The 25,772-nt window shown below is 64.2% G+C and carries 19 protein-coding genes and 1 pseudogene; 4 read left to right on the plus strand and 16 right to left on the minus strand.

Annotated features, from left to right (window positions below; all coding sequences use genetic code 11):
- Positions 1–27: 27 nt before the first annotated feature.
- The 3 genes and pseudogenes from AU194_RS31340 to AU194_RS20245 form a co-directional block, all read right to left on the minus strand.
- Positions 28–771, minus strand: coding sequence for a hypothetical protein (locus tag AU194_RS31340; protein ID WP_157576302.1), 744 nt, complete (start codon positions 769–771; stop codon positions 28–30).
- Between the two features lie 190 nt (positions 772–961).
- A pseudogene (locus AU194_RS31345) lies at positions 962–1,581 on the minus strand (cytochrome P450); the annotation flags it as partial.
- On the minus strand, positions 1,578–2,123 hold the full coding sequence (locus tag AU194_RS20245; protein ID WP_082698739.1) for a TetR/AcrR family transcriptional regulator: 546 nt from the start codon (positions 2,121–2,123) through the stop codon (positions 1,578–1,580). The gene AU194_RS20245 and the pseudogene AU194_RS31345, both read right to left, overlap by 4 nt.
- Before the next feature lie 241 nt (positions 2,124–2,364).
- On the opposite strand from AU194_RS20245, the gene AU194_RS20250 reads away from it, so the two are divergent.
- Positions 2,365–2,577, plus strand: coding sequence for a hypothetical protein (locus AU194_RS20250; protein ID WP_059091046.1), 213 nt, complete (start codon positions 2,365–2,367; stop codon positions 2,575–2,577).
- A 487-nt stretch (positions 2,578–3,064) separates the two neighbouring features.
- Here AU194_RS20250 and AU194_RS20255 read toward each other — a convergent pair whose 3' ends face one another.
- The 3 genes from AU194_RS20255 to AU194_RS20265 form a co-directional block, all read right to left on the minus strand.
- Complete coding sequence (locus AU194_RS20255; protein ID WP_059091047.1) at positions 3,065–6,448, minus strand: pyruvate carboxylase; 3,384 nt, start codon at positions 6,446–6,448, stop codon at positions 3,065–3,067.
- Positions 6,449–6,901: 453 nt separating this feature from the next.
- Positions 6,902–7,498 (minus strand): short chain dehydrogenase, encoded by a 597-nt coding sequence (locus AU194_RS20260; protein WP_059091048.1) that lies wholly within the window; start codon positions 7,496–7,498, stop codon positions 6,902–6,904.
- Positions 7,495–8,547 carry a proline racemase family protein gene (locus tag AU194_RS20265; RefSeq protein WP_059091109.1) on the minus strand — a complete coding sequence of 351 codons (1,053 nt, stop codon included), beginning with the start codon at positions 8,545–8,547 and terminating at the stop codon, positions 7,495–7,497. Before AU194_RS20265 ends, AU194_RS20260 begins: the two co-directional genes overlap by 4 nt.
- Before the next feature lie 263 nt (positions 8,548–8,810).
- Between AU194_RS20265 and AU194_RS20270 the strand changes: the two genes are divergently transcribed.
- Positions 8,811–9,704 (plus strand): dihydrodipicolinate synthase family protein, encoded by an 894-nt coding sequence (locus tag AU194_RS20270; protein ID WP_059091049.1) that lies wholly within the window; start codon positions 8,811–8,813, stop codon positions 9,702–9,704.
- 90 nt (positions 9,705–9,794) lie between these two features.
- Positions 9,795–11,027: a D-arabinono-1,4-lactone oxidase gene (locus AU194_RS20275; protein ID WP_059091050.1), complete on the plus strand. Its 1,233-nt coding sequence runs from the start codon at positions 9,795–9,797 to the stop codon at positions 11,025–11,027.
- Positions 11,028–11,212: 185 nt separating this feature from the next.
- On the opposite strand, the gene AU194_RS20280 is transcribed toward AU194_RS20275, so the two are convergent.
- The 10 genes from AU194_RS20280 to AU194_RS20325 all read right to left on the minus strand — a co-directional run bounded on the left by AU194_RS20280 (position 11,213) and on the right by AU194_RS20325 (position 24,416).
- The gene (locus AU194_RS20280; RefSeq protein ID WP_059091051.1) at positions 11,213–12,706 is read right to left on the minus strand and encodes a gamma-aminobutyraldehyde dehydrogenase; all 1,494 of its coding nucleotides are present in this window, start codon (positions 12,704–12,706) and stop codon (positions 11,213–11,215) included.
- A 28-nt stretch (positions 12,707–12,734) separates the two neighbouring features.
- Complete coding sequence (locus AU194_RS20285) at positions 12,735–14,222, minus strand: aldehyde dehydrogenase family protein (protein ID WP_059091052.1); 1,488 nt, start codon at positions 14,220–14,222, stop codon at positions 12,735–12,737.
- Positions 14,223–14,273: 51 nt separating this feature from the next.
- Positions 14,274–14,696: a hypothetical protein gene (locus tag AU194_RS20290; RefSeq protein WP_059091053.1), complete on the minus strand. Its 423-nt coding sequence runs from the start codon at positions 14,694–14,696 to the stop codon at positions 14,274–14,276.
- Positions 14,693–16,333 (minus strand): GMC family oxidoreductase, encoded by a 1,641-nt coding sequence (locus tag AU194_RS20295; RefSeq protein ID WP_197417690.1) that lies wholly within the window; start codon positions 16,331–16,333, stop codon positions 14,693–14,695. Before AU194_RS20295 ends, AU194_RS20290 begins: the two co-directional genes overlap by 4 nt.
- Positions 16,334–17,083: 750 nt before the next feature.
- Positions 17,084–18,673, minus strand: coding sequence for an ABC transporter substrate-binding protein (locus tag AU194_RS20300; RefSeq protein ID WP_082698740.1), 1,590 nt, complete (start codon positions 18,671–18,673; stop codon positions 17,084–17,086).
- A 69-nt stretch (positions 18,674–18,742) separates the two neighbouring features.
- On the minus strand, positions 18,743–20,374 hold the full coding sequence (locus AU194_RS20305; protein WP_059091055.1) for an ABC transporter ATP-binding protein: 1,632 nt from the start codon (positions 20,372–20,374) through the stop codon (positions 18,743–18,745).
- On the minus strand, positions 20,371–21,249 hold the full coding sequence (locus AU194_RS20310; protein WP_157576304.1) for an ABC transporter permease: 879 nt from the start codon (positions 21,247–21,249) through the stop codon (positions 20,371–20,373). Before AU194_RS20310 ends, AU194_RS20305 begins: the two co-directional genes overlap by 4 nt.
- Before the next feature lie 61 nt (positions 21,250–21,310).
- Entirely contained in the window at positions 21,311–22,333 is a 1,023-nt protein-coding gene (locus AU194_RS20315; protein WP_082698741.1) for an ABC transporter permease, read from the minus strand.
- A 357-nt stretch (positions 22,334–22,690) separates the two neighbouring features.
- Entirely contained in the window at positions 22,691–23,095 is a 405-nt protein-coding gene (locus AU194_RS20320) for an aconitase X swivel domain-containing protein (protein ID WP_197417682.1), read from the minus strand.
- Positions 23,096–23,153: 58 nt separating this feature from the next.
- The gene (locus AU194_RS20325; protein ID WP_059091058.1) at positions 23,154–24,416 is read right to left on the minus strand and encodes an aconitase X catalytic domain-containing protein; all 1,263 of its coding nucleotides are present in this window, start codon (positions 24,414–24,416) and stop codon (positions 23,154–23,156) included.
- A gap of 206 nt (positions 24,417–24,622) precedes the next feature.
- On the opposite strand from AU194_RS20325, the gene AU194_RS20330 reads away from it, so the two are divergent.
- Positions 24,623–25,378 (plus strand): FadR/GntR family transcriptional regulator, encoded by a 756-nt coding sequence (locus AU194_RS20330; protein ID WP_059091059.1) that lies wholly within the window; start codon positions 24,623–24,625, stop codon positions 25,376–25,378.
- Positions 25,379–25,772: the final 394 nt, after the last annotated feature.

Genomic DNA, 25,772 nt, shown 5'->3' on the forward strand with positions numbered 1-25,772 from the left:
CGTGAGTCGATCCGTCATGCCGACCCCTCACAGCACCGTCAACGGGATCGATCGACGCTCTATGAAGCTCCACATCGAGCCGCTTCCGAACTTCGCCAACGTGATCTCCTTCGACTCCGGCGCCGGTTCGTGTCCGTCGGTGATCCGGGCAGTCCACCGGTCGTGGTCACCGACCACGTCGACATCAAGGGTGGGACTGACCGCGCGGACGATCGCCTGAAGTGGGCGGACTTCCTCCGGGACGACGAGGGAGATCCACGCTGAATCCTCATGGGCCGGCGACGGCGTCACGGAGACGGTGTGGTGCCCGAACGTCGCCGTCACGTAGGCCGCCGGATTCAGCAGGGGGTGCAGTTCCAGAACGCGCATCGCGCCTTCGGCGTCGGGCTTCACGCCGAGTGCGTCCCGCAGGCGCTCAGCGGCGAATGCACTCCACCCGGTCAGCTGGGCAGTGAACATGGAACGTGCCTTCGGCGATTCACAGCGCAGTTGCGCCCGAAGATAGCCCAGTGCCAGCAGATGCATCTCGACGCACATCTCGTCCGCGAGACGGACTAGCGCGGAGTGTGAGAATACTCGGAAATCGATGTCGCCCCGGAGATCACCCGTGTAGTTGCCTCGGCCGTCCTGCGTGCGGTCGATCAGCTCGAGTTCCAAGGTCGCGATGCGGGTTCGACGCATCTCCTCCAGCCCGCCCGGTTTTGCAACTTCCGGGTGTTCGTCGTCGATGGTCGCGGTCCACGCGCAGTAGGGATGGCGATTGGACGGCACGCGAGGCAGCCGGTGAATCGGTCGCACGTGGGCGCGCCGATTGGTCGCACTGGCCGTCGCGTCGAAAGTCGGGTCTTCGATCGTGTGACACATGCCGTGCACGTAGTCCTCACCCATCGGCTCGAGATCGACGAGCGCGCCGCAGTGGTCGAGCCGGAACTCACCGTGGTATTTGTTGTCGACGGGCCGAATCCTCGACCAATTCGACCAGCTTCGTTCGCGATGCGTCGCGGACCTGGAAGCTTTCGATCGGGAGATAGGGGTCGACAGAGCAAAGCGGATCGGTGCCGCGCTCCAGACCGTGGTAGTACTCGGCGAAACGATCGTCGATCTCGTCGCGGAACTTCTGCCCGATGAGGCACGCGGTCGCGTGCAGATCGTCAAGTCGGCGAAGAAGTCGGGCAGGTTGATCTCGCCGGCATCGCCCCGGTCGGCCGTCATCGTGCGTACTTCGGCCTCGATGCGGGCGGCGTGCCCCTTCATCTGCTCGCCGCGCAGCGCGGAGTTGTGCAGCATCTCCTTGCGCCGCTCACGGCTGGCGTCGAACACCACGCCCTCGCCGAAGATCGGCGTCATGAACGGGTAGGCCTCGGCTTGATTAAGATCCTCATCGGTTGAGCGGAAGAAGAACTCGTTGGCCTCGGCCCCGGTGAGCAGGATGACGTCCCTGTCTGCGAGTCGGAACATGCCGACTTCACCACACTCGTAGCGGACGCGCTGCATCAGCCCGAGTGGGTCGGTGCGGAGCTCCTCGAGATGACCGAGTTCCTCCTCGCCGCCGGACACCCGTGGGACTGCTGCACTGGTCATTGCGGGTCCCCGGTGGTTATCACCGACGGCCGCCTGCAGAGAACCATGGAAACGGCGTCGTTTAATTGCTCGGCGACCTGGAGGTAGCCCCCTGCCGATGATCGCGCGTGCATCATCGCGCCGCTGAACAACAGGTGCAGCGTCGTCGTGACGGCCGGCGGATATCCGGGTCCGAGAGAAGCTGCGATTCGTCGACTCACCTCCGAGGCGATGTGGACCCGGACCTCGTTCACCGCGACGTTGTCGGCCATCAGCGCGATGGTGCACGCGTCGGCGAGGTGCGGACGGTCCGCGATCAGCAGTGCCAATTCGCGCAGTTGCGCCTTCACGCGGGCTTCGGCCGACTCGTTGACGTCCGTGAACACCGCCGCTTCGCGCACCAACCGGAGGTAGACCTCGGCGATCAGTGCGTCCTTCGACGGAAAGTAGGTGTAGGCGGTCGTCGGCGAGACCGCCGCCCGCGCGGCGACCGAACGAACGGTCAATTCGCCGTAGCTCGATTCGCTCAACTCCTCGATCGCCGCGGCGACCAACTTGCGCATGCTCCGCTCAGATCTCACGTTGCGACGCCGTGGCGTGACCGGCGCTGCCGGTTCACGCACCTCGTTTCCGGACACGTGTTCAGATTAACCAGTCAGGCTTCGACAGGCAATAAGAATCGCGATTCAGACCCCTACAGGACAATTTGGGTGCGCCAGACAGTTTCAGCGCAGTACGAGCCGTCCGCTGGCACAAGTGTGCGAACACCTTTGTTGAACACGTGTCCGCCTCACCTCAAGGCCGGTGAACCGCGTGCACCTCCTTGATGCCGTGCAGCCATCCAGACGGCAGCCGACGCGGCTCACCCACCAACCGGATGGCGGGGATGCGGTCGGCTATCCCGTTGACATCAGCGCGAGGGTGGCCGAGGCGCTGCCCCGCTGCGCTTCGAGCGCCTCCGAGTTCGAGATCGCGGCGGGCGGTCCGCTGAAGGCAATTTCGGAGCGGCCCACCTGACATTTTCGCTGGCCGTTGTCGTGGGCCGGTCCCGCTTGACCATCTCCCACTCATCCGATTTCTGCTGGGTTCACCGTGGGCGTCCGCGTTCACCATGGCCGACACCACGTCGCCCCGCCCGGTCATGCCCTGCCGAGTTCCCTCGTCGAAGTTTGGATCCGAGAGCACGCTGAACACCGGCCATGGAACCCTCACGATTCGAAGACTCGCCGCGTGAAAACTGACGTATCGGCTGTCCCTGACGGCCATGCTCGTCCATGTCGTGCTCGATCACCGACTCCGAGCACGCGCCAATTCCGCGAGCCGTCTGCTCGGTGTTGGCGGGGCTAACCGGGACGCCAGACAGCCGCGAGGGCGCACCAACCACTTGCCCACGACGCGAATGCGCACCCCGCCATGCCCGTCCATACACCTAGGACGAAGTGACGACTCCTTCATGACCTCATGGCCAAAATGCGCCGCGAACTGCCGAGTGCGACGCCGATATTCAGCCGACGACGACCAGGAGATCCCCACCGTCTACTTGGGCGGTTTGCCCGACAGCGACCCGGGTCACCGACCCCGACTTCGGCGCGGTAATGGCGGCTTCCATCTTCATCGCCTCGATGGTCGCAATGGGCTGGCCGGCGTCGACCGGGTCTCCCGCCGCCACTGTCACGGTGACAACGCCCGCGAACGGGGCGGCGACATGGCCGGGATTCGACCGGTCCGCCTTCTCCGCCGCCGGCACGTTGCTGTCGATGCTGCGGTCACGCACCTGGATGGGTCGCAGCTGACCGTTGAGGATGCACATCACAGTGCGCATGCCGCGCACGTCGGGATCCGAGACGGCCTCCAATCCGATGATGAGTTCGACACCGCGCTCGAGTTGCACGCGGTGTTCCTCGCCGTGTCGCAACCCGTAGAAAAACTGGTTCGCCGACAGTTGCGAAGTGTCGCCGTAGCGGTCCCGGTGCTGCTGAAATTCTCTCGTCGGGCCGGGGAACAGAAGTCGATTCAGCGCTTCCTGCCTCTCGGTTCCCGGCCGCGCCAGAACCGCTTCGTCCTGGGCCGAAAGGGTTTCGGCCGGGCGGCCGAGCGAGCGTCCCTCGATCGCCCTCGTCCGCAGCGGTTCCGGCCAACCGCCGACCGGTTCACCCAGTTCACCGCGCAGAAACCCGACGACCGAGTCGGGTATGTCGAACTTCGTCGGGGCGGAGGCAAATTCTTCGGCGGTAGTCTCGGCTCCCACCAGCGCGAGTGCGAGATCGCCGACGACCTTACTGGAAGGCGTGACCTTGACGAGGCGTCCGAGCACACGGTCAGCCCCGGCGTAAGCGTCTTCGACCCGTTCGAATTGATCGCCGAGACCCAAAGCAACGGCCTGCTGGCGTAGGTTCGACAGCTGGCCGCCGGGTATCTCGTGCCGGTACACCCGCCCGGTCGGCGCAGGTAGTCCAGATTCGAACGGCGCGTAGACCTTTCGCAGGGCTTCCCAGTAAGGCTCGAGATCGCACACAGCATTCAGCGACAGCCCGGTGTCGTAATCGGTGTGCGCGGCTGCCGCGACGATGGAACTCAGCGCCGGCTGACTGGTCGTTCCCGCCAGCGGCGCAGATGCTCCGTCGACGGCGCTCGCCCCAGCCTCCCACGCGGCGGTGTAAGTGGCGAGTTGTCCACCGGGCGTGTCGTGGGTGTGCACATGCACAGGAAGATCGAAACGCGACCGCAGCGCGCCGACCAGAATACGCGCCGCGTGCGGTCGCAACAGCCCCGCCATGTCTTTGATCGCGAGCACATGCGCACCAGCATCGACGATGCTGTCGGCCAGCCGGAGATAATAATCGAGGGTGTACAAATCCTCCGCAGGATCCGACACGTCACCGGTGTAGGACATCGCTACTTCGGCGACGGCGGTGCCGGTTTCGCGCACCGCGTCTATCGCAGGCCGCATCGACTCAACGTTGTTCAACGCGTCGAAGATTCGAAAGATGTCGATACCGGTGACAGTCGCCTCCTCGACGAAGGCGCGGGTAACCGTGACCGGATACGGGGTGTATCCGACGGTGTTGCGACCGCGCAGCAACATCTGCAGGCAGATGTTGGGAACGGCCGCCCGAAGCGCTGCGAGTCGCTCCCACGGGTCCTCTTTGAGGAACCTCAAGGCCACGTCATAGGTGGCGCCACCCCAGCATTCCAGTGAAAACAACTGTGGTGTCAGCCGCGCGACGTGCGGTGCGACGGCAAGTAGACCGGTGCTGCGGACCCTGGTGGCCAGTAGCGACTGGTGGGCATCGCGGAACGTGGTGTCGGTGACGGCGACGGCGGGTTCGTCGCGCAGCCAGATCGCGAATCGGTCTGGCCCCAGTGCGGTGAGCCGCTGCTTGGTCCCGGCAGCCGGCTCTGTGCGTAGATCGATGTCCGGTAGCTTCATGCGCGGATACACCGCTGACGGTCGCGCGCCGTGGGGCTGGTTGACCGTCACGTCGGCGAGGTAGCGCAGGATGCGCGACCCGCGGTCAGCAGGGGTGCGCGCGGTCAGCAGGTCGGGGCGCTCTTCGATGAATGCGGTTGTCACGAGCCCGGTCTCGAAATCGGGGTCGCCGAGCACCGCTTGCAGGAACGGAATGTTCGTGGCGACGCCGCGGATGCGGAACTCGGCCAGCGCGCGGCGCGCGCGACGCACCGCCGTGGTGAAATCCCCTCCTCTGCAGGTGAGCTTGACCAGCATCGAGTCGAAATGGGCGGTGATCTCGGCGCCGACGGTGGTACCACCATCGAGCCTGACGCCGGCACCGCCCGGGGTGCGGTATCCGGTCACGCGCCCGGTGTCGGGACGGAAGCCGTTGGCAGGGTCTTCTGTGGTGATCCGACACTGCAACGCCGCGCCGCGCGGTACCAGGGTGTCCTGGCTGAGGCCGAGGTCGGCCAGTGTCTGGCCCGCCGCGATACGCAGCTGGCTGGCGACCAGGTCGACGTCGGTGATCTCCTCGGTGACCGTGTGCTCCACCTGGATCCGCGGATTCATCTCGATGAACACGTGCCGGCCGCGTTCATCGAGGAGGAATTCGACGGTGCCCGCGCAGGTGTACCCGATCTCACGGGCGAAAGCGACAGCGTCGGCACAGATTTGCGCACGCAACTCTTCGGCGAGATTGGGTGCCGGCGCGAGTTCGATCACCTTTTGGTGGCGGCGCTGCACACTGCAATCCCGCTCATAGAGGTGCATGACCTCCCCGGCAGTGTCGGCGAGGATCTGCACCTCGATGTGGCGAGGGTTCACCACCGCCTGCTCGAGGAACACCGTTGCGTCGCCGAATGCCGACTCCGCTTCGCGCGACGCCGCCTCGATGGAGTCACGCAGCGCCGATGGCTCGACGACTCGGCGCATACCCCGGCCTCCACCGCCGGCGACGGCCTTGACAAAGAGCGGGAACTCCATCGTCTCCGCCGCTGCCACAAGGTCGTCGGCGCAGTCCGACGGCGCCGAGGAGGTGAGCACCGGCAACCCGGCTGCGCGAGCCGCGTCGATTGCCCGCGCCTTATTCCCCGCCAGCTCGAGGACCCCCGCATCCGGGCCGACGAACGTGATCCCTGCGTGCGCGCACGCCGCCGCCAATTCCGGGTTCTCCGAGAGGAATCCGTACCCGGGATATATGGCGTCGGCTCCCGCGTGACGCGCAACGCGGATGATCTCATCGACCGACAGATAGGCCCGGACCGGATGTCCGACCTCACCGATCTGGTACGACTCATCGGCCTTGAGGCGATGGGGCGAGTTGCGATCCTCGTACGGGTAGACAGCGACGGTGTCGATGCCCAACTCGGTTGCCGCCCGAAACGCACGAATGGCGATCTCGCCGCGATTGGCGACCAGAAGTTTCTTGATCATGCTGTATGCCTTGCGTTGGTGACGGCAGCACAGCGCCCGTCGAGGGAAAGGGAAGCGTCAGTGTCGGCGGCGAGACGCGAATCGGCGCGGGGACCGTTGGCGCAGAACACTGTGCGTGAAGTTGAGTGGATGTTCGGGAGGGCTGCCCACGTCAGGTTCTGGTGTCGGCAGAACTGCGCCCCTATACCCAACAGTTCCGCCACGCGCACAATGGGCGTTCGCTCGCACGGATCGACTCGGGCGTCGATCTTCCGCAAGACTACCTCAGCGACATGGCCTTTCAGACACGCCAGCGACATGCCGAAACGGACAGCGACGTCGTCTTCTGCGGGACCACGGTACGGTATCCACGACAAGAGCAACTCGACGATCTCGCGAACCTTGCGGTCAAGTCGCTGCCCAGCAGGCGCGGAAGCGGGTTCCTCGATGGCTTGGGGCGAGAAGGACACAGCGCTATCCCAGGGCGTAGACATGGCCGGTGTGCACGCCCTCGACCGACTTGACGTACGCCTGCGCGACGTCGGCGGCGTCGACGCTCACAAAACCGGGGAAAAACGAGCCGTATCTTTCCAACGATTCGGTCAGTACTGATGGACTGACGGCGTTGATTCGGATACCGCGCGGCAACTCAGTTGCCGCGGCAGAGACGAATGCTTCGAGGCCGCCGTTGATGGTGGACGAGATGACGCCGGTGGCAATGGGTTCCCGTGCCAGCACGCCGGTGATCAGGGTGAAGGACCCACCGTCGCTGACATGGTGCAGCCCGCGCAGGACCAGGTTGATCTGTCCGCCCAACTTGTCGGCGAATCCTGTCGCGAAATCTTCCGGTTGGGCCGCGGGCAGCGCCACAAAGGGCGCTCCACCCGCGGCACAGACCACGGCGTCCAGGCGACCCACCGTGTCGTACATGGCGGCGATCGAGCTGTCGTCGCGCAAGTCCACGGCGATGTCGCTGGTGCGCGATGCCTCCACGACAGCGTGGCGCTCACGGAGTGCGGAGACGACCGCGCGGCCGACGGTTCCGCCGGCACCGACAACGAGAACCTTCATCCGCCGACCTTCATCCAGGTGTCGCTGGGTGTGTAGCCATGGGGGAACGGATCGGTTGGATCGAGCACCAACTGATTGAACGACGTGATCCAGCACCGACCCGAGATGCTCGGAACCACCGCCGGATATTCACCCAAGGTGGCCGTCTCTTCGACGCGGGAGTCGAAGGTGGAGCCGATGAGCGACTCGTGGCGGAACAGCTGGCCCGTCTCGATCTCGCCTCGTGCGTGCAAGACCGCCAAGCGGGCGGATGTCCCTGTGCCACAAGGCGAGCGATCGACCCGACCGGGCGAGACGATGACTGCGTTGCGCGAGCGCAACATCGGCTGCCCGTCCTCGTCGGTTTCGCGTTCCAGTGGCCCCATGAACTGCGTCTGCGTGATACCCGGGATGTCCGGGTTGGCGGGGTGCGTTACCTGAAGCTGTTGGGCGGCGGCAGTTTTGATCCGCTGCCCCATCTGACACAGCGCGTACGCTTCGTCGGGGTTGAGGTCGAAACCGACGTCGACTGCATTGACCAGGACGTAAGTCATGCCGCCATAAGCGATGTCAACCCGCAGTGGGCCGATGCCTGGTACGTCGATCTTCGCGTCAAGGTAGTAGACGAATGCCGGCTGGTTGTAGAGCTTGGCTCGAATCACCTTGCCGTCGCGGCACTCGCAATGCACCCGGATCAGACCGGCCGGTGACTCCAGCACGAGCTCGGTGACGGGTTCCTGCATCGGCAGCATCCCTGTTTCGAGCAGGACAGTCGCCACGCACATAGTGTTGGAGCCCGACATCGCCGGGTATTCGGTGGACTCCAGGATCACGTATCCCAGGGATGCCTCAGGATCGTTGGACGGCAGCACAATGTTGGCGTTGTGCCACACCGCGCCGCGAGGCTCGAACAGGAGCAGCTCGCGCAGTTGGTCGAGGTTTTCCTCCAGATAGACGCGCTTGTCGAACATGGTCTGTCCGGGCACGTTGCCGACGCCGCCGACCACGACCTTTCCGGACTCACCTTCGGCGTGGCAGTCGACGACGTTCAGCATGCGGCTGAACTTCATTCCGGTCTCCATTCGATGTCGTTCGGCCGGCGGGCGCTTCCGATGCCGCCCCCAGTAGGCTAGCGGACGATCCATCAAAGGTAAATGCCCTTGTCCTTTAATTCTCGGGCTCCGACGGCCTCAAGCGGGTCTAGACCGATATCGATGCAGGTGCAGGCAGCAATCTCGGTCAAGTGCCGCCGCGTTCCTGAAGCAAGGCTTCCCATTTAAGGCTATTTTGACTTACCATTGTCGGGTATCTGATTTTACGAAGGGTGTTCAGGATGGCTCATGGGTTGAAGGGCGTTTACTCTGCGGTGGCGACCCCGTTCACGCCCGATCAGGATCTCGATGAAGCGGGTCTGCGGGCGTTGGTTGATAGGACGATCGAGGCTGGTGTGCATGGTCTGGTGCCTTGCGGATCGACCGGGGAGTTCTCGACCCTCAGCCGCGCCGAGCGCGAGAGGGTCGTCGAGATCGTCATCGAGCAGAGCGCAGGGCGCGTCCCTGTCGTTCCGCAGACCGGTGCCACGAGCACCAGGGAGGCGATCGAGATCTCGAAGCACGCCGAGAAGGCCGGGGCTGAGGCCATCATGGTCGTTGCGCCGTACTACGAGCCCTTCTCGGTCGACGAGACCAAAAAGTACTACGCCGACGTCGCCGGCGCGGTCGGCGTTCCGGTGATGGCGTACAACCTGCCTGCTGCCACTGGTGTGAACCTCACCCCGCGGATCCTTGGCGAACTGATCGATCAGGTGCCCAACGTCAAGTATGTGAAGGACACCAGCGGTGACTTCACCGCCGCGGCACAACTCATTCACGAGTTCGGCGATGCCGTCTCGGTGTTCGTCGGTTGGGACACCCTCTTCTTCGCCGCCTTGATCGAGGGTGCGGCCGGCTCGGTCATCGGTGCGGCGAACGTTGTCCCCCGCGAACTCGTCGCCGTCTACGACGCCGTGCAGGCAGGCGACCTGTCGGGCGCTCGTCGTCGGTGGAAGGCGGTCTTCCCGCTGATGAGCACGTTCGTCAGCGGCGGCTACAACGCCGGCATCAAGGGCGGGTTGGAACTGATCGGCGCGTCCGCCGGGCCGCAGCGAAGCCCTGGCGCCGACGTCGACGGCGAGCGCCTCGTGGCCCTCCAGAAGAACCTGGCCGCGCTGTCGGCTTCCGTTTCGTAACGGCCTCGGGCCCAACTCATCAGCGGCTGCGGGGACTGAGAAGCGACGGTCTCCGCAGCCGCGGTGGCGAATATGCGAAGGTGATGGGACATGACTGAGCCGGCGACCGAGTGGACCAACTGGGTGGGCAACAGGCGCTGCACCCCGGTCCAGCGCACACGGCCAACCTCGGTGACCCAAGTCCGAGCCGCGGTGCTCGAGGCACGCGATGCCGGCCTTCCTGTTCGCGTCGCCGCCAGCGGCCACAGCTACACCGACATCTGCACGACTCCTGGCACCTTGGTCGAGTTGGCGGGGTTCGCAGGCATCACGGACATCGACTTCACCCGCCACAGGGTGACATTGCGCCCCGGAACGCGCATAGAGCACATTGGCGACCCGCTGTGGGAGGCCGGCCTGTCCCTGCACAACCAAGGCGACATCGAGGCCCAGCAGATCGCTGGGGCGGTGTCGACCGGAACTCACGGCTCCGGGCTAGGGCTGCAGAACATGTCGGCGGCAATCACCGCCCTGGAACTGGTCACCGCCGACGCCACCGTGCTCAGATTGGACGAATCCACTCCCGATGCGCTGGCAGCGGCACGCGTTTCGGTCGGCATGTTGGGCGTCATCACCTCGCTGACGCTCGATGTCGCCCCCTCGTTCAAGATTGTGGAGACGGTGCACCATTGGGCATACGACGAGCTGATCGACCGGTGGGAGCACGGCTTCGCCGACCACCGGCACTTCTCGTTCTTCTGGTGTCCGACGTCGACCGCCAACGAGCTCTATGACCTGGAGTGCCCATCCGGTCTCGATATGCGCGATATGGCCAGAGTCAAGATCTGCGACCCGGCACCCGTCGACGCCGTCGACGATATGGCCGTCATCGGATCGCGGACCGGCCGTCCCTACCGTATTTATCCACAATTCTGCGCGCCCAACCTGCACGAGCTCGAGTACATGCTCCCGTTCGAGCGCGGCTTGGAGGCGTTCGACGTCGTCCGTAGCATCGTTCTGGCCGATTCGGAATATGGAGTGTTCCCTGTGGAGGTCCGCGCCACCGCCGGCGACGACGCCTACCTGTCTCCCAACTACGGCACCGACTCGCTGGTCATCTCGGTGTCCGGTCAACCGGGGCGGCATTACGAGCCATTTCTCCGCCGAATCCATAACGCGCTCAGCTACTTTGACGCACGTCCGCACTGGGGCAAGCTGCACTATTTCACGCGCGAGGAGTTGGAGTACGTTCTTCCCCGGCACCCCGACTTCGTGCGGGTTCGGCGCGAACTCGACCCGGGTGGGATGTTCCTCAACGACAGCCTCCGGGCGCTGTTCGCCTGAGCGAACTGGCAGGGATTCGATCGTCGGCCGACGGGACTGATCTCCTGACTCCTCCGCGGCCGTCCGGCGTGCCGGTCGTGTGGACCGTATGCGCACCCGTTGCGGTGTGCTCCGCAACGGCCGACCCATGCGACGACGCGCCCGAACACCAGAAGCCGGCGTCGGGCGCGCGTCGAGGACATCACTTAGAGACGATCGCCGAAGATCGTTCGGTGCCAGTCCTTTCGGGCTGTCCCGGTGATGTCAGCCATCACGTGCTTGACGTTGGTGTACTCGTCGAGCGAGTAAGCGGACATGTCCTTGCCGTAGCCGGACTGCTTGTATCCGCCGTGCGGCATCTCGCTGATGATCGGGATGTGATCGTTCACCCACACGCAACCGGCGGCGATGTCGCGCGAGGCGCGCTGGGCGCGGAAGACGTCGCGCGTCCATGCCGACGCCGCGAGCCCGAACGGGGTGTCGTTAGCCAGAGCGATACCCTCGTCGTCGGAGTCGAAGGGCAGCACCACCAGCACAGGCCCGAAGATCTCCTGCTGCACAACCTCGCTTTGCTGGGCGGCGCCGACGATCAACGTCGGCTCGTAATAGCAGCCACGTTCGAGGTCGCCCCCCGGGATTGCGCCGCCTCGAACCACTTTCGCGCCATCGGCCACCGCCCGCTCGACGAAGCCTGCGACGTGCCGCTGTTGACGCTGCGAGACGAGGGGTCCTTGATCGGTGGACGGGTCAAGCGTGTCACCCAGCCGCACGGTGTCCATCAGATCGCTGACCGCAGAGACGAACCGGTCGTATAACGGACGCTGCACGTAGGCACGGGTGGCCGCCGTGCAGTCCTGCCCGGTGTTGATGAGCGCGCCCGCAACGGCACCATTGGCAGCCGCGTCGAGGTCGGCGTCGTCGAACACCACGAAGGGCGCCTTGCCGCCGAGTTCGAGGTGCAGCCGTTTACCGGCGGCCGCGGCGGCGATACTGTGGCCAACCGGCGTGGACCCCGTGAAGGACACCATGCTCACCGTCGGATGGGTAGTCAGGGCAACGCCCACCGTCAGACCCTTTCCGGTGACCACGTTGATGACGCCGTCGGGAACACCCGCTCGGGTGGCCGCCTCGGCGAACAACAGCGTGGTGACCGGGGTGATCTCCGCGGGTTTCAGCACGATGGTGTTGCCGGCGGCGACGGCGGGCAGGATCTTCCAAGCCGCCATCTGGAGTGGATAATTCCAGGGAGCGATCGAGCCGATGACACCGATGGGCTCACGGCGGATCGACGAAGTATGGTCACCGGAGTACTCCGCGCTGGCCTTCCCATCGAGATGCCTTGCGGCACCGGCGAAGAATGCTACGTTGTCGATCGAGCCCGGGATGTCAAATTCGGTCGTCAACTTGATCGGTTTACCCGCCTGGGTGGTCTCGGCCTCGGCGAGCTCAGCGGCTACCGATTCCAACTCCAGAGCCCACCGGTGCATGACCGTCGAGCGCTCGGCCGGGGTGGACCGAGCCCAGTCGCCGAACGCCGACCTCGCCGAAGCCACCGCCGCCGCGACGTCCTCCCCAGACGACGCGGGGCCTTGCACGACGGTTTCGCCGGTGGCGGGATTGATGACCTCCACCACTTCCGCGTCCGCGCTGCCTCGGCGGCGCTCACCGTCGATGAACTGACAGGCGAAGGTATCGCCCATATCAGAACTCCCTGTCTCGGTGGTTGTTTCAGATGCGTCCATCGATCATGACGTGCTTGACCCGGGTGAACTCGACGAAACCGGCCTCGGCGTTCTCCGTACCGATGCCCGAGTGGCCGAACCCGCTCACCGGTAGGTCTGGACCGAAGACTAGATGGTTGTTGACCCACACGGTGCCGAAGTCGAGTTCGTTCTGCACACGGGTGGCCACGCCGACATTGGTTGTGAACACCGACGACGCGAGACCGTAACGGGTGCCGTTGGCCTTGGCCAGGGCATCGGGCTCATCGGTGAATTTCTGCACAGTGAAGACGGGGCCGAAGATCTCTTCGGTGACGATCTCGTCTTCCTGATCGGCGCCCACAATGATGGTCGGAGGTAGGAAGTAGCCATCACCAGTCGCGCGCTTGCCGCCCAGCACAATCTCTGCCGATTCGGGCAGGTTCTCCAGCTTCGCGATGACGCGGTTCAGCTGCGCGGTCGAATTCAGCGGCCCCATAGTGGTTCTCGGGTTTAGAGCATCCCCGACGACGAATTGAGCGCAGCGCTCCTTGAGACCGGCGACGAACTCGTCGAACACCGAATCCTGAACGATCACACGGGTGGCCGACATGCACTCCTGGCCGGTGTTGTACAGCCCCGCGCCCGCGATGGCATCCATCGCCGCGGGCAGGTCGGCATCGGCGAACACCAGCACCGGCGAGTTGCCGCCAAGTTCCATGACGGCCTTCTTGATGCCGTCGGCGGCCGCAATGCCCACCTTGCGCCCGGTCTCGATCGAGCCGGTGAACGAGACCACGTCGACCTCAGGATGACGGGACAACGCGTCACCGACCACGGCCCCGGTGCCGAACACGATGTTCAGGACGCCGGCAGGCAGGACTTCGCCGGCCAGCTGTACCAGCAGAGCCGTCGAATACGGTGTCGTCTCAGCGGGCTTGATCACCACGGTGTTGCCGGTGATCAGCGCCGGGAAAATCTTCGCGACGGCTTGCAGCAGCGGATAATTCCACGGGGTGATGCCAGCGACGACGCCGAGAGGCTCGCGCCTCATCACCGAGGTGATCCCCTCGAGATAGTCGCCGCCGGCCTGCGCTGACAGGGTTCGGCCCGCGCTGGAGAAGTACCGCATAGCGTCCAGGCAGCCCGGGAGCTCGTCGTCACGGACCGCTGAGACAGGCTTGCCGGCGTCGATCGCCTCGAGCGCCACCATCTCCTCGAACTTCTCCTCGACGGCGGCGACCACGGCCAGCAACGCCTGCGAACGGGCCGAAGGCGGCGTCTTCGACCACGCCTTCTGCGCGGCCCGCGCCGCGGCGACCGCGGCTTCGACATCCTTGGCTGTCGAGGCAGGCACCGCACCGATCACACCGCCGGTGGAGGGATCGAACACGTCGATCGTGTCGGTGGACCCGGCGGCCGTCCACTGGCCGTCGATGAAGTTTCCCGTGACTGTCTTAGCGAATCCGGCTGCGTAGGAACGCTGTTCGTCGGCAGACCAGGCGTGCTGTGCCATGTGAGTATCCTCTGTCTTGTCGTCTTGTCGTCTTGTCGGGTGGTGGGTCGGTCAGTCAGGCGCCGGCCGGTAAGAGCCCCGGTAGTTCATCGCCCGCTCGAAGAGGTCGTCGCCGAGTTCCTCGGCGGCCAGGTCGAGGGGTGCTGCGTTGCGGACCTGTCCGGGATATCCGATGAGCTCACGCACTTCAGGAACCATGTAATAGGCGCCGGCGACAAACGTTGCGAGAACGTCGAAGCGGGCGCGATCGTTTCCGTGCAGCGCCACCACGACGCTCGGCAGGTCGGCGCCAACGAGTTCGTCGAGAATTGCGCCGAGTTCATCGAGAAGGTCCGCCCTGGCAGCGCAGGTCCGTTCGAGCCACTCCCCCGAGGTGTCTGCGTCGCGCAGGGACGGCATCTCATCGGTCCCAGGGATGAGGACGTCCGCGATGTCGAGCAAGACGCTCTTGCGCACGTCGGTGAGCGTGGTCATTGTGCGGTCTCCTGCCAGCGCGCGTTGGCGACGAGGTGCTCCGCGGTGCGAAGCGCCATCGCGACGATGGTGGCGGTGGGATTCACCGCGCCTGAGGTTGGCATGGTGCTGCCGTCGACGATCGCCAGGTTGGGCACGTCGTGAGCGAGGCCCCACCGGTTCACGACCGACGTCGCGGGGTCGTTGCCCATCTTCGCGGTGCCGAGCAGGTGGCCGGGCTGATCCGGCCACAGGTCGGTACGAATGGTCTTGATGGCGCCCGCGGCCTGATGCGCTTCTTCGACGCGGTCGAGGTTGAAGCCGATCAACCGGCGGGTGTTCTCCGACATCTTGTAATGCACTCGCGGCGCCGGAATTCCGTTCGAGTCGACAAGCACGTCGTCGAGCGTGACGGTGTTGGTGTCCTCGGGCATGTCCTGAGAATTGATGGCCCACTGCAGACTGTTGCCAAGTGTCTCCCGCATGCGACTGTGCACGGCCGCACCCCATTGCTCCCCCACGGGCGCGCGGTCGTGCAGCGAGAGTGCCCGCAGTGGCCCGCCGGTCGGCATGACCTGCCACTTGGCACCGCCGACGAACCCGCGCGACACATCCGTCTCATAAAACTCGAGGGAGTGGATGGACTGCCCGGCCGGACCCAGCCAACTGTCCATCGGCTCGTCGTAGACGCCCGTGACCTCACCGTTGGGGTGAAGCATGAGGCGCTTGCCCACCAGACCCGACGAGTTGGCCAGACCGTCCGGCGCACCGGCGTGTGCCGAGAGCAACAGCAGGCGAGGTGTCCCGATTCCGTTCGCGGCCAGAACAACAAGGCGGGCCTTCTGCTCATGCTCGACGCCCGCGGCGTCGAAGTACACGGCTCCGTCGGCACGACCACTCCGGTCGACGGTGATCTGACGGACGCGAGCATTGGTCCGCAGCTTGGCCCCCATCTTGATCGCTGCAGGCCAGTGCGTGATGTCGAAGGAGGCCTTGGCGCCCTCCGGGCAGCCGGTCTCGCACGTCCCGAACCTCACACACCTGGCCAGCTCGCCCATCTTCTGCGACGCGATGGCATTGGGCGACGGCCACCAGTGCCACCCCAACTTGTTCATGCCGCGAGCGGCACGTCGACCGACCTTTCCGATCGGGTGTGGCGGTAGCGGAACCTCCATACCGGCCGGGTACATCGGATCGCCTTCGACACCGGCTACACCGACGGCCCGATCAACCTTGTCATAGAAGGGCGCCAACTCTGCATAGCTCAAAGGCCAGTCGTCGCCGACTCCGTCGAGACTGCGCATGCGGAAATCGGACGGCAACAGGCGCATCCAGTGGCCGCCGTAGAAGATCGAACTGCCACCGACTCCGCCAATCATCACGGGATGCAGATCGCTGTCATCCACGGCGAGCGGATAGTCCTCGACGGTGCCCCGGATGTTCGGGTCATGACTCCAGCGCTGCTGCGAGAGGAGCTCCCATTCCTGCTTGTCGCCCGGGAATTCGCCGTTGTTGAACCACCTGCCCTGTTCGAGGCAGACTACAGAGAAGCCGTTGCGGGCCATCTCGTGAGCGACCACGGCGCCGGACGGTCCGGCGCCGATGATCAGGACGTCGGCACGCTCGGTGGCGGCGGACTTATCAAGCTCGGACATCATGGGTTCTCTTTCAGGGCTGGTGCACACTCGGCCCCAAGACGTCGTTGGGGCTGGCGAGACGAGCGGCAGTCATTAAAGGTTACCTAGATTGGCCTTTTAAGGCAACAGTCACTTCTTATGCTTGCTTGTTCGAGCGGAGCGCCTTGAAGTGCTCGGCATGGACGTGATCGTCGAGCACACGACGAGCCGCGGTACCGAGGCGGACCGACACCACGAAGACTCGGTCGAGGTGGGCTGCCGACGACGCTGCGACGCGAGATCACAGGGATCCAGCGGACCAGTGCCGATCGCCGCAGGCATCGACGCCGCGCCCGTATCTGAGACCGTGCGCGCGGGATTCAGCAAGGATGGGATCGAACACCGCGGCCGTGTCGACGGATCGGACACGCGAATCAAACCGCGGCGTATATCTCAACCATCAACTCGCCATCGGAGTCCTCGGTGAGTCGACTTATGCACCGGCGCGCTGCCGGGGTGCGGAACCACGGCGCCGAGGACAGTCAAACAGGCGCAGTATCACAACCGAACGAGCATGGGCCCGGCACATGCGGGCCACCCGCGCCTGATCGTGTTATGCCGACGAATAAGTCTGCGGCACTGCAAGTCATGGCGGTTCGACATGGCACTTGAGGTATTGCGCGACGTGGTCAACCCAGGGCAGGCCGGGGTTGGTCGTGACTTGGAAGCCGAAAGCGCATTCGTCACTTAGGCTGTCGACCAAGACGACGATGCGCCGGCCGACCGGGTCTGCTACCGCTCGACCCACAGCTCTTTGAAGTTCCAGTTGCCGAGCGGCCATCCACTGACGTCCTTTGCCAACCCACCCACCTGACTCGACGTGGCGTCGATGATCGGATAGAAGACCGGGATGACGTTTCCGCCGCGGTCATAGTCGATCTGCTGCATCTGATGCACGTACTCGGCCTGTCTGCCGGCATCCGAGGTCGTGACGGCCGATTCATAGAGACGACCGTATTCGGCGTCGTTGAAGAAAGTTGCGTTGAACGGCGCGCCGGGAACTGTGGCACCTGCCGCGTTCGCAAGATAGGGAACGTAATACCAGTAGTCCTGTGCCATGTTGGTCGTCTTGAGGTAACTGTTCGCGAAGAACGTCGTCGCGTTCTCGAACTGCACGCTGATATCCACGCCGGCCTCTTTGGTCTGCTGAGCCAGCAACTGCGCGACACTCCGCTGAGCCGGCACCACATCATTGGTGATCATCGTCAGGCTCAGGCGATCGTGACCTGCCGACTTCAACAACGAACGCGCCTCGTCCAGGTTGCGCTCGCGCTGCGGAAACGTCGTGCTCGCCGGATCGTATGGCGCGAAAACGTCGTTGGCGACCGTCCCGTATCCCCCGTACACCACGTCGTTGATCTGCTCACGATCCACCAAGAGCCGGAACGCCTGCCTCACTCGAACGTCATCGAATGGAGCGGTGTTGGTAGGCAGAGTGATCGGCGCCCAGCCTCCTGTCTGTGAGATCGTCAGCACCATGCCCGCTGCCTGCAACTGCGGAACCGCCTGTGCAGAAAGATAATTAATCGCATCGACCTGACCACTGAGCAACGCATTGACTTGAGTGATCTCATCGCTCATGTTCAGCACCGTGACGGCATCGAGATGCGGTTTGCCCTCATCCCAGTAATGCTCGTTCCGCACGAATGTGCTCTGGGCACCGGGCTGGAAATCCTGGAACCGGAACGGCCCGGTGCCCACGACGTTGTCCTCACGCCACGACCTCGCAGCCATGAAGTAGAAGGGCAACCCTGCCAGCGTCTCGACGAGGATCGAGAACGGCTGCTGGAACACCAACTGCAACCTTCGCGCATCCAACACGCGCGTGGCAGCGAAGTCGATCGGACCGATCGTCGTGGCACCCTGCAGGTTGCCGTCCACGATCCGCTTGAAATTGAACAACACATCATCGGCAGTGAACGGCTGGCCATCATGAGCCACGACGCCCTTGCGGAGAGTGATCACGTAACTCTTGCCGGTCTCGTCGGCGATGATGCTTTCGGCCAGAACATATTTCACCTTGCCCTCGTGATCGAGCCCAACCAAAGGGTCGTACAGTAAGGGCAACCGTGCGTAGTCGCAGTTGGTGGTCCCGATATGCGGATCGAGAGTGTCGGATGCTGCGCCGCCGGATCCACCCAGCGTCAGTGTCCCACCACGCTTGGGAGGACCCGCGGGGGCCTGACCGCCGGACAGATCGGCGCTCCCGCACGCTGCCGTCGACCCCAGGAGCGCCGCTCCGGCAAGGCCCATCGACGTGTACTTCAAGAGGTCACGCCGACTGAAGTTTCTTCCGAGCGGTCCGGGACCGCGTTCGTTCACGACGATACTGCTTCGGCGATGCTGCACAGTCACCTGCCGCCTTTCGGGTTCCGTTCCTACAGACACTGTCTAAGCGCTGGCACGCATCGCCGGAATATCGGCGAGGAGGCGCTGCGTATAAGGATGGGTCGGGGAATCCAGCACCGAATCAGTCGATCCACACTCGACGATCACGCCGCCCTCGAGCACCATCACCTCCTGCGCGATACTGCGCACCACGCCGAAGTCGTGCGTGATGAACAGCAGCGATAACTCACGCTGCTCTTGCAGGGCGCGAAGTTCATCGAGGATCGCGGCCTGAACTGAGACATCCAGGGCCGATGTGATCTCGTCGCAGATCAGCAACTTAGGCCCCACGATGAGCGCGCGCCCGAGCGAAACGCGCTGTCTCTGACCGCCGCTGAGCTGGTGTGGGAACTTGTTCAGGAACGACGGTCCCAGCGATACGGCCGACAAGGTGTCGTTGACCCGCTTTACTCGCTCAGAGCGGTTGAAGTCGCAGAACACCTTCAGCGGTGCCTCGATGATCTCGCCGACAGTCTTGCGCGGATTGAGCGAGTTGTAAGGACTCTGGAAGATGTACTGCATGGCCCGACGCTGCTGGTCGGTGCGGCTGGCGGTGCGCTCCGGGAGTCGTTGCCCCTCGAACGTGACCGTCCCCGACCAGTCAGGGTGCAGACCGATCAACGATTGCGCCAAAGTGGTTTTACCCGAACCAGATTCCCCGACAACGGCAAGGCAGCAACCAGTTCTCAGACTGAAATCCACACCCCGAAGGACGGTCCGTGTTCCGTATTTGGCAGACAGCCCCTGACTGCTCAGCGCAACCTCGTTCGACGAAGACGCGGCGGCTGTCACACCGCCGGTGATGCCCGGCGCCTTGTCAACCGACGGGATGGCCTTCAGGAGCGCCATCGTGTACGGGTCTTTCGGATGCTCGAACACCTCGCGGGTGGGACCGCACTCGACGATCGAACCCTTGCACATGACCGCGGTCTGGTCGGCGAGTTCGGCCACCACGGGTAGGTCGTGACTGACATAGACGGCCGCTACACCTGTCTCCTCCGCCAGTCGGCGCACTGTCTCGAGGAAGTGACGTTGAGTGGTCACATCGAGACCGGTGGTCGGTTCGTCGAAGATGATCAGTTCTGGACGCGCGGCAAAAGCCATCGCGATACCGACCCGCTGCTGTTGACCACCGGACAACTGGTGCGGGTACGAGTCGAGCACACGTTCTGGGTCCGGAAGACGGACCGACTCCAGAAGGCCGAGCACTGTGGAATGCTTATCGGCACCTTTCGGCAGGCACTCCGGGTGCACGGTGAAGACCTCACGCAGTTGAGCGCCGAGCTTCATCGCGGGGTTGAGTGCGCTGGCGGGATCCTGCGGCACGTACGCGATGATGCGTCCCCGAACATCCTGGAGTCCCGCAGCGTCGAGCGCCAGTATGTCTCGCTCGCCGACATGCACTGCGCCACCGGTGATCTTCAGGCCGCGTCGCGTGTAACCCATCAAGGCAAGGCCCGCGGTGGTCTTCCCTGAGCCGGATTCACCGACCAGTCCGAGCACCTCGCCCTTGCGGAGTGTGAACGAGACGTCGTCCACGATGGGTGTTCCGCTCTTCTCGAGCGAAACGCACAGTCCCTCGACGCGGACCCGGATCTTTGAGTCCTGCCGGGTGTCAATCGCTTCTGTCGTCATGCTTGCTTCTCCACAACTGTGCCGAGGGAGCTGGACAGGACCGCATCTTCACCGCGCTCTTCGCCCAGCGAGGCCCGGGCGATCGCGTCGGTGAACATGTTGATGCCGACGGCCAGTAGGGCAATGAGCAACGCGGGCAATGCCATGCACCATGGATTGGTGTAGAGCCCCAGTCGATTCTCGTTGATCATCAGGCCCCAGTCGGCCGCAGGTGGTTGGCGGCCGAAGCCGAGAAAGCTCAATCCTGAGATCATGATGACCGAGTAACTCATTCTGAGACCTGCTTCAACCATCAGCGGAGTCAACAGATTGGGAAGAATCTCGGAAGTGATGACCTTGAACGGCCGCATCCCCCACAACTGGGCGACCTTCACGAAGTCGCGTTCGGTGACATCCTGCGCGGCTGCGTACACGACGCGGGCGACCTGCGGGGCGTGTGACATCCCTACGGCAACGACGAGCAGCCAGACTTTCGGTCCGACCACACTGAGCAACAGCAGCGCGAAAATGATCTGGGGAAGCGCGAGCACGATGTCGACGACCCGCATGATTACGGCATCTGTCTTGCCGCCGACGTAGGCCGCCATCAGACCAGCCACGGCGCCCACCGCGAGGCCTATCGCCGTCGCGGCCAGAGCAAGCAGGATCAACGCCCACCCGCCGTGGAGCACTCGCGAGAGAACATCGCGCCCGAGATTATCCCCGCCGACAAGGTGGCCGACGCCGGGCGTATTGAACGTCGCGGTGACGACCTCCGTCGCCGAGTATGGTGCGACAAACGGTCCGATGACGGCGACCGCCAGGACCGCCAGCAGGATCGCTGCCGCGGCACGCCCACGACTGCTGCGCAGCGCACCCGCCAGAACCAGCGACATGCCTGCCCGCCGACGTACCGGATCCACTGAGAATGTGGAGTTTTCGAGGTTATCTACCATCTCAACGGCCTTGCCTCTTGCGCGGACTGACGAGAAGAACCAGCAGGTCGGTGGCTATATTGAGCACGACATAGAACACGGCGAGCAGCACCACGATGAACTGAATGACGGGGACGTCGCGGGTGTTGACCGCGTTTACCAGCGCCAGACCCAGTCCCTGGTAGTTGAACACGGTCTCCACGAGAACGATGCCGCCGGCGAGGTAGAGCAGGTTGAGTCCGATCACCTGAATTGTGGGTGCCATCGCGTTCGGAACGGCGTGGCGGAGAAGGATTCGGTTACGGCTGACGCCCTTGAGCGTTGCGAGTTCGACGTACTCGCTGTCGAGCGCCTCGATCGTGGCTGCCCGCATCATGCGGAACACATAGGGCGTCACGACGATGACGAGAGTCAATACCGGGAGCACCAGTTGCATTGGCCGCTCCCATGCGTGAATCCCCGGAGGTAAGACCGACACCGCGGGAAACCAGTGGAAGATGGCCACCGAGAAGGTGAGGACGACGAAGACGCCGACGACGAATTCGGGCAGGGCGCTCGCCACCAAAGCCACCACGGAAAGGCCGTGGTCGACCGGCTTGTCCCGGCGCAACGCGGCCCACGCTCCCAGCGCGAGACCCAGCAGCGTCGAAACCACTGCAGCGACCACGACGAGCACCACGCTGTTCTCAAGCCGCGGGAGCAGGTAGTCGGTGACGGGCTGGCCGTTGGCAAGCGAGTTGCCGAAGTCCAAGCGGATCGCACCGGTCAACCACTGCCAGTACCGGCTGAGGATCGGATCGTCGAGGTGCAGCCTTTCAGTGAGCTCGGCGATGCGCTCCGGCGTCGCGCTCTGGCCCAAGATGGCGCTGGCCGCGTTGCCGGGCAGGATCAGCGTTGCCCAGTAAACGATCGCGCTGACCACGACGACCGAAAGGACGCCAGATGCGAGCCGGGCTGCGAACATGCGCAGGACCGGGTGGCGGCGCGAGAACGATTGTTTGGGGTCAGCGGGCGCCTGGGCGAGCGGTGTTTCGAGAACAGTCATGCTGTCGACCTCTGCATCGAGTCTGGACGGTGTCTCATCGGGCGAGCCTCATCGTGTGTGGAGCGTCACTGTCCGTTGAAGGATAGCTCAATATGCCTTTATCGGTAAGAGGAATTTCGAGACGTTACGTCGGATTCACAATTGCTTGCTCGACGGCGGCGCTGCGCACATCGCGTCAGTCCACGGTGCTCGTCAGGTGCCGCACCGCATCCGCGTATCCGAGGCTTCTCCGGCTGAACATGTCGCCACCGTTGATCCATCGATCGACACGGTCCAAGAATCCAGGTCGGTCGCCGGGCCCGCTCGATGTCGAAGTGGGCGTGTCCCCGCGTCCTGTCATGTCGTCGCGACCGGACCTCATGTCACTGACCCGAAACCGACGCTCTCACCTGACGGCGCGTCGGCCATGGTGAGGGTCGCGTCCAGGTCGGAGGCGTAGACCGAAACCTTCTGACCATCCTTCAGTGCGGCATAGTGGTTCGGCTCCACGACCACCACGGGCGGCGCGATTTGGTAGAGCTCAGCGGCTACGACCGCACCAACGCAGAGCACGTAATCCGGTTCGGCGAGGACCACGGCTCGGGGGCCGCAGCCGTTCGCCCATGCCTGCGCGAACACCTGCGCGTTCGTGCCCGATCCGCGCGACTCCTGCATGACCAGCACGCGGCCTGCCAGGCATTCGCCGCGCTGCGGGTGACTGTGGTGGATGATGATCCCGGTGTCCGGGTTCAGTCCACCCCACGCATTGAGCGGTTCGGACAACTTCAAGGCTCGGCCCTCCCCCGCGCCGGCAACGAGAGCAGATGCGGTGATGGTTCGTTCAGTAGCCGGCATGCGCCGCCACCTTCCCTTCGACGGCTGACTGGACACATGCATCCAAGTCGGCGAACAACACGTCGACGCCGATGTTCTTCGGCGCGTACCAGGCCCATTTCGCCGAGTTCGTCATGATCAGTCCGTCAACCCTGCCGAGGATCGGTGTGTTGTAGGTGCACGTGTCTGTGACGATGCGAACGCCGGCGTCCGTGAGCACCGACGCGATGCCACGCTCGGAGATGCTGTCGTAGACCCACCGCCCGGCGTTGACGTAGAGCGGTGTGCGCGCATTGATCCGACGCCCGTCCAGCATCCCGACGAGTTGGTCGAACTCCGCGATCGAGAAGTGCGGGGTCCCGATGCAGACGGCACCGAGGGTGCCCTCGTTACGGGTGGACAGCTCCGCCCAGCCGCGGCGGAGGTCCTCCATGGTCACCTGGACAATCTGCTGTGGAGGACCGCCGCCGAACGCGTCGTCGAGATTCGGCGCCTCCGGCGTGACCCCGACGACATGGAACAGTGCGACAGATCCCGTCGATGCGGTTGCTGCTCCGAACGCCTTCAGCTGATCCTCCGTCGCGCCGCCGAGACCGTCAACGACCGGGATGCGCCCGCCGCACCACTGGCCGACCAGATGTCCCAACACGGCAAAGAAGGACTCTCGCGTAAGGGCCTCGTCCGGCAGACCCGTGACATCGATGAGGACCTGGCCGCGCCGCCCTTCATCGGTGTGCAGGCCCGCGAACGGCGCCCGTCCGACGATGGCCGCGGCGATATCGACGAAGTCGCCGTAGCGCTGCGTGCGCGCACCGAGAACACTGTTGGCGAAGACGATCGCATTGGACTCCCCCCATGCGATGTGCGCGCCGAATCGAGGGCGATCCCGCAGGAGATACGGTGCACAGGTCCATGTCGGGGTGCAACCGAGTCTGGTGTACAGCTCCATCAGAGTGCGCGCGTTGTCGGCGAGCTCGGTGCTGCCGCTCCAGTATTCGGGATGAAGTTGATCGATGGAGCCGACATTCAGAGAAGTCGGCACACTGACCGTCGCTGCACCGTCGACCAACGCACGGGCGAACGCGATCGAGATCGGCCCGATGTATAGGCAACCATCGACGTGTGCGCTTTCGATATCAACCAGTCGCGATGCGCCCATGCTGCGGGCGACGGCGACAAGCACGCGCATCGCCAGCGCGGCCCCATCCCCGTGATCCCCGGCGAGGTACCGGTCATCCGACTCGGAGAGCGCGAGGGGTAGCGACTTCATCCGCCTGTCCTTCCAGCGAGCGGCCCGCCCGCTAACACCGTTAAGGTTAGTTCAATTGACCATTGACGGTGTGTCATTATGCCTAGAATGGCTTAGGTAGATGCGTCGGTGCAGAGACAGTGCTCCGTGCGCGGCGAGGTACCTCGCCGGTAACGGCGACGCAAACTATCATTTCGGCTACTGGACCGGGCGGGTAGGAGGCAGACGTGCGGGAGTTCCAACCTGTTCGGACACGCAGTGTCGCCGGCGACGTTGTCGGCCAGATCGTAGACCGGCTGAAGTCCGGTGAACTCATCGTTGGCGACATCCTCCCCGGCGAACGGGTGCTCGCCGCGCAGATGGACGTCTCACGACCGACTGTGAGTGCGGCGATGGCGCGACTCGCCGACGCAGGTGTGTTGAGGCGGCGGCCCGGGCGCCAGGGTAATGCCGAGATCATTTCCATCTGGATACCCGAAGACCTCGTAGAGAAGCCGGCGGCCGTCGGCGAACTCGAGGCCGACGACATCTTCCGCGTACTCGAGGCCCGCAAGACGCTCGAGCCCCGTATTGCGCAGCTGGCCGCGTTCCGTGCGACCGACGACGACTTCGCGGCGCTGCAGAACTCTATCGATCTGCTCGCCGCCAACAGAGACGACATAACCAAAGCCGAGCAGGCGGAACTCCTTTTTCACCGCATCATGTGGCGGACCGCACGCAACGCGTCGCTGCAGTCGATGATGCTCGGGTTGGAGAAAGAGCTCGCGCCGATCCACGACATGATGCTTCGCACTCCCGAGGACTACGCCGCGGGCATCGAACTGCACACCGCTACCCTCGCAGCGCTCAAGCGGGGCGAACCGGCAGAGATCGAAGAGGAGATGTATCGCCATCTCGGACACTTCGAGGCGATCGTGGTCGATGTTCTACAGCGCACGCCGCACCGGCAGATGCCTGCGTTCCTACTCGCCGGAACCAACTAGGCGAGTCGGTGCGGTGTAACTACGGCGTTAACGCGGTCTCATTTGCTCCGGCTTCGAGATAGTGGTTCGACACCTCCGTAGCGGACGGGTCGGCGGCAGTCGGCAGAGGGCAGCAGCTCCCATTCGGCGAACCGCTGTACAAGCGGATCGTCGCCGTGGACCGATTCCGACCGCACACACCAAATGCACCACCCGGTCGCTACGTCGCACGAGCCGTGATCGCCGGCAGGTAGCGAAGGTCGCGATTCCGGCCCGGAGTTGGGTCAGCACGTCGATTACCCCGGATCACGAGTTTGCCTACGCGCACGTGTTCTGCATGCCCCGGTGACCTCTCGGGCGAGCCCAGCCGGCGAACGGAAAGTTCGCATCACCCAGGAACCCTGACACATCTACC

This window comes from Mycobacterium sp. GA-2829 (assembly GCF_001499965.1).
Lineage (GTDB): Bacteria > Actinomycetota > Actinomycetes > Mycobacteriales > Mycobacteriaceae > Mycobacterium.